Below are 5378 nucleotides of genomic sequence, written 5' to 3'. Positions count from 1 at the left end.
GGGGCGGGCGGCGGGGGGCCCCCACGCCGGCCGCTCGGGGGCCCGACCCGGCCCCCGCCCCCCGCCGGGCCGTGCCGGGCGGGGGCGGCCGGATCGCCCGATGCGCAGGCGTTGTACGGCTATATTCTCGCCGACGGGCCGGCCGAAATGCGCGATGTGGTGGCGGCGGAGGGCTGGTTTTCCCGCGCGGCCGCCGCCGGTTGTCCACAGGGCTATCTGGGGCTCGGGCTGGTGTGGATGCGCGCGGCGCGCGACGAGGCCGGGCATGCGCGGGCGGCGGAAGCCCTGCGCGTGGCGGCCGAAGCCGGGCTGGGGTCGGCGCAGTTCATGCTGGGGACGCTCACCGAACGGGGGCAGGGCGTGGCGCGGGATATCGCGGCGGCCACCGCGCTGTATGGCCGCGCGGCCGAGGCCGGGGTGCGCGCGGCCCAGGCGCGGTTCGGTCTGGCCCTGCTGGAGGGGCGGGGCTGCACGCGCGATGCGGCGCGGGCGGAAAGCTGGCTGCGTCGCGCCGCCCTGGCCGGCGATCGCGAGGCGGCATCGCTGCTGGGTGATCTGTACGCCTGCGGCGGCGACCTGCCGCCGAATTATATCGAGGCCGCGCTGTGGTATCGGCGCGCCGCCTCGGAGGGCCACGGGGCGGCCTGGCGGGCATTGGGCATGCTGGCCCTGACGGGGGCCGGCCAGTCCCGTGACGTGACGGAGGCCGCGCGGTGCTTCCGCCAGGCGGCGGCCTTGGGTGACGGGCGGGCGGGCGCCGATCTGGGCAATCTGCTGCTGGACCAGGATGTGTCGGAGGAGGACCGGCGCGACCTCGGGCGGTATTTCGCCCATGCGGCCGAGGCCGGAGACCCGGTCGCGGCCTTCAATTTCAGCATCTGCCTGACCCACGGGTTGGGGATGGCGCGCGATGAACAGGCGGCGGCGGCCTGGATGCTGCGTGCCGCCGACGGCGTGGTGAACGCACAATACTGGTATGGCCGCATGCTGCTGGAAGGGCGCGGCTGCGCGCCCGATCTCGCGGCGGGGCGGGGCTGGATCGCGCGCGCGGCCGAAGCCGGCATGGCCGATGCCCAGGTGGCGCTGGCGCAATTGATGCTGACCGGCCGTGGTGGGCCGCGCGACCATGCGGCGGCGGCGACGCTCTATCGGACGGCGGCCGAACAGGGGCAGGTCGATGCCATGTTCTCGCTGGGGGCGCTGCTGGGTGGCGGCCACGATGTGCCGGCGGACCGGGCGCAGGCCCAGCATTGGTTCCGCATGGCCGCCGAACGCGGCAACGCGCTGGGTCAGTTGATGCTGGGCCGCTATCTGCTGCGCGGACTGGCCGGCATGAGCGACCCGGCGGAAGCCCGGTTGTGGCTGGAACGCGCCGCCGCGCAGGGCGTGCCCGATGCGGCGGCCGAACTGGCCCGGCTGGGGGCAGGGCCGGCGGCCGGCGCCGGGGCGGGCTGAGGGGTGGCGGAGCACATGGTGCCGCCCGCGCGTGGGCGGACATCGCCGGAGGGTCGCGCGGCATGGCAGGTCTGGGCCGATGCGCAGGCCCAGTCGGCCTTTCGCCAGGCACGGGCCTGCGAGGAAACGGGCGACGCCGGGAGCGCGCGAGCCTGGTACGAGCGCGCCCATCGTCTGGCGCCGGAGAGCGTCGTGGTGGCCTTTCCGCTGGCGATGGCGCGGCTGCGCGACGGCGATGCCGGGGGGGCCGCGCATATACTGCGCGCGCTGACCGCGCGTTTCGATTTCCGCGAGGCCTGGGTCGCCCTGGCCGCCGCCCTGCTGATGGCGGGCGAGGATACGGCCGCGATCGCCGCCGGGCAGCACGCCCTGTCCCGCCACGCGCCGCCCGGCGACATGGGGGCGTTGTTCGCACGGCTGGCGGCATTGGCCGGGCGGCCGGGCTGGTGCGGGCTTTCGGTGTCGGGACGGTTGTTTCTGGGCGCGTCGGCGGTGACGGTACTGATCGACGGGCGGCCGGTCTCCGGCGTGGCGGACGGCATGAAGCTGCCTGTGCGGTGGCGTCGGGCGCGGCAGGTGGTGGTTCTGGGCGGCGGCGTGCCGCTTCTTGGCAGTCCGCTGGAGCCGGCGGCGCTGCAACGGATCGACGGGCTGGTGGAGGCCGGACCGGACGGCCTGTCGGGCTGGGCCTGGCATCCATCGGACCCGGATCAGGCGCCGGCCCTGCATATCCGCGACGCGCGGGGGCGCATGATCCGGCGCCTCGTGGCCGCCGAGCCCGCGCCGGAGGCGGACAGCCTTCTGCCCCTTGCCCGGCCGCGCCGCTTTGCCGTGGCGGCGGCGGATCTGCCGCCCGGCCCGCTGCATGTGGAAGGGCCGGATGGCAGCGATCTGGCGGGCAGCCCTCTGGCGGCGCATCCCGTGATGTCGCCCGGCGATGAGGGGGCTGTCTGCCCCCCGCCCGCGGTGCCGCCATGCCGGGCCGGACTCGCCATCGTCATTCCCGTGCATGGCGACCGTGCCGGCACGCTGGCATGTCTGGACTCGGTGCGGGCCAGTGTGGGGGACGCGGTGCCGGTGTTCGTGGTGGACGACGCGACGCCGGACCCGGCTCTGGCGGCGGAACTGGATAGGCGGGCGCAGGCGGGTGCCATCCGCCTGATCCGTCACGCGCGTCGCCTGGGCTTTCCGCGATCGGCCAATGACGGCATGCGCGCGGCGGCGGGGCAGGACGTGGTGCTGCTGAACAGCGACACGCTGGTCGCCGGGGGCTGGCTGGCGGAACTGGCCGACATTGCCTATGGCGCGGCGCATATCGGCACCGTCACGCCGCTGTCGAACCATGCCAGTCTTTTTTCCTGGCCCGGCCCCGATGCGCTGCCCGACGACGCGCCGGCGCCGATGCCCGATCTGGAAACGGTGCGGCGCCTGATGGCGGCGGCACGGGCGGCCAATGGCGGGCAGGCGGTCGAAGTGCCGACCGGCCATGGATTCTGCCTGTTCATCCGCCACGATTGCCTGGCCGCCGCCGGCCCGTTCCGCGCCGACCTCTTCGCGCAGGGCTATGGCGAGGAGAATGCGTTCTGCCGCCGCGTCGCCGAGGCGGGCTGGCGGCATGTCGCGGCCACCGGGGTCTTTGTCGGCCATGCGGGGAGTGCCTCCTTCGGCGCCGCCGGCCCGGCGTTGCTGCGGCGCAATCTGGCGATCCTGGACCGGCTGTATCCCGGCTATGGCGCACTGGTTGAAGCCCATGCCGTCGTCGATCCGCTGTTCGCTTCCCGGCGGCGGCTGGCCCTGGTGTGCTGGCAGCGTGGAGGGGCCGGCTGGCGCCACGCGGTGTTGCTGGTCACGCACGATCAGGGTGGCGGCGTGGAACAGGTGGTGCGGGACCGCGCCCGGATGTGGCGCGCCCAGGGCACGCGGCCGGTGCTGCTGCGGCCCACGCCCGACGGATGCCGACTGGAGGATGGGGCGGGCGACGCATGGTCCGCCATGCCACGCTTTCGCCTGCCGGAGGACTGGGACCTGCTGCTGGCGGTGCTGCGCGCGTCGGGCGTGGAGCGTGTGGAATGGCACCACGGGCTGGGGCACGAGATCGACGCGCCGACGCTGGCGGCCGGGCTGGGCGTACCCTACGCGGTGCATGTTCATGATTATGTCTGGCTCTGCCCCCGCGTCGCGCTGGTGGATGCGTCCGGCCGCTATTGTGGGGGGCCGGAGCCGGAGGGATGCGCTGCCTGCCTGCGCACAGGGGGCAGCCTGCTGAAGGGCGCCGGCCCGGTGCCCGTACGCCTGTCGGCCTATCGCGCCCGGTCGGAAGCCGTGCTGCGCGGGGCAGGGGAGGTTCTCGTGCCCTCCGATGACACGGCCGGGCGCATGCAGCGGGCCTTTCCCGGTCTTGCCATCGGCGTGGCCGCGCTGGCGGATGACCGGGTGCTGGCGCCGCCGGCGGCGCGGGCGCGGGTTCCGGGGCAGCGGATACGGGTGGCGGTTCCCGGCGCGATCGGCGTCGAGAAAGGGTACCGCGTGCTTCTGGCGGCGGCGCAGGACGCCGCGATGCGGGCGCTGGACCTGGAATTCATCGTGGTGGGGCATACGCCGGACGATGACGCGCTGATGGCCACCGGCCGGGTGTTCGTCACCGGACCCTATGAGGAAAGCGACGGCGCCGCGCTGCTGGCGGCGCAGCAGGCGGACCTGGCCTTCCTGCCCTCGATCTGGCCCGAGACCTGGTGTTTCGCGCTGGGGCTGGCGTGGCGGGCGGGGCTGCGGGCGGTGGTTTTCGACCTGGGGGCCATGGCCGAGCGCGTGCGGCGCGCCGGCTGGGGGGCGGTGTTGCCGCCCGACCTGCCCATTCACGAATTGAATACGTTTTTCCTGTCTTATGGGCAGATCGGGGCGGTTACCGCGCGCCGCCAGGAGAAAAGGGAGATCGCGACCGTGCACCCAGTCGACCGCCTGCCGGCGCACCATGCCGCGCCTTGTTCCACCGCCCCTAGACGGAAGGCTCGCTGATGCCCGACAGCATGACGATGGACAATCCGGGCCGGCTGACGGACCTGAAGGTCGCCGGCCGCCTGATGACGCTGGATGCGGGCCTCTATTGCATCTTCCACGCCGCCGGAAGCGAGGCGCCGACCGGTACGGATCTGCCGGGCGTGCGGATCTCGCGCGCACCGGGGCCGGGGGGGGCCGGGGTCGGAATCGCGACGTTCGATGACGAGGGCTGGCTGGGCGCGGCGCGCAACGCCGCACTGGTCCGCGTGCCGGGGGCGGCGGGGCAGATCCTGATCACCATCTATCACGACCCGGCCCGGATGGCCGAGACGCCGCGCCTTCAGGTGGTGCGTCTGGCCGATGCGGCGGCGGCCGGCCCGGCGTCTGCCATGGCCCCGCCGCAGCCCGGCGCCGTGCCGCCCTTTCCCGTGGCCCCGTCATCCACGCAGCCGAAGCTGGAACCCCAGGGCACAAAGGGCCCCGCCGGCGAACTGACGGCGCATATCCAGCGTCGCGGCGATGTGGCGGCTTCGCTGATGGACTGGATGGGCACGCCCGGCAGCCGGAACTGGATCGAGGGTTTCGCCATCGCGCCGGCCCAACTGATCACGACCGAGGATATCGAATATCAGGCGGTGCTGGGGCGGGGCTGGCTGTCGCCCTGGGCCTCGGGCGGCCAGTTCTGCGGCAGTCGCGGCATGGCGCTGCCGATCCTGGGCCTGCGCGTTCGGCTGAAGCCGCAGGCCGCCGGCCGGTATCATTGCCGTGTCTGGGCCAGTTTTACCGATGGCAGCCGGGTGGGGCCGGTGACGGATGGCGGGGTGGCCGAGGCCGAAAGCGCGGCGCCGCTGGAAGCCTTCCGTGTCGAGATCGTGCCTGTGGCGGTGGCGGAACGTCCCGATGAAGGGGAACAGGCATTGCTGGCA

General features: G+C 73.9%; 3 protein-coding genes. All 3 read left to right on the top strand.

Annotation, left to right across the window (positions count from 1 at the left end):
• The coding region (locus ABF821_RS19450; protein ID WP_415531275.1) for a tetratricopeptide repeat protein at positions 1–1455 on the top strand (1455 nt) is incomplete at its 5' end.
• 15 nt (positions 1456–1470) lie between these two features.
• Positions 1471–4470, top strand: a complete 3000-nt coding sequence (locus ABF821_RS19445) for a glycosyltransferase (protein WP_415531274.1) — start codon at positions 1471–1473, stop codon at positions 4468–4470.
• The coding region (locus tag ABF821_RS19440; RefSeq protein ID WP_415531273.1) for a hypothetical protein at positions 4470–5378 on the top strand (909 nt) is incomplete at its 3' end. The genes ABF821_RS19445 and ABF821_RS19440, both read left to right, overlap by 1 nt.

The sequence above is a fragment of the Gluconacetobacter sp. genome, from assembly GCF_047721585.1.
GTDB classification, from domain to species: Bacteria; Pseudomonadota; Alphaproteobacteria; order Acetobacterales; family Acetobacteraceae; genus Gluconacetobacter; species Gluconacetobacter dulcium.
Note: the sequence above shows the minus strand (reverse complement) of the source record. Positions and strands in the feature narration are given on the sequence as shown.

Excerpts from the sequence above, each read along its gene's own strand:
- ABF821_RS19445 (WP_415531274.1), top strand. The coding sequence starts at position 1,471 with ATGGTGCCGCCCGCGCGTGGGCGGACATCGCCGGAGGGTCGCGCGGCA.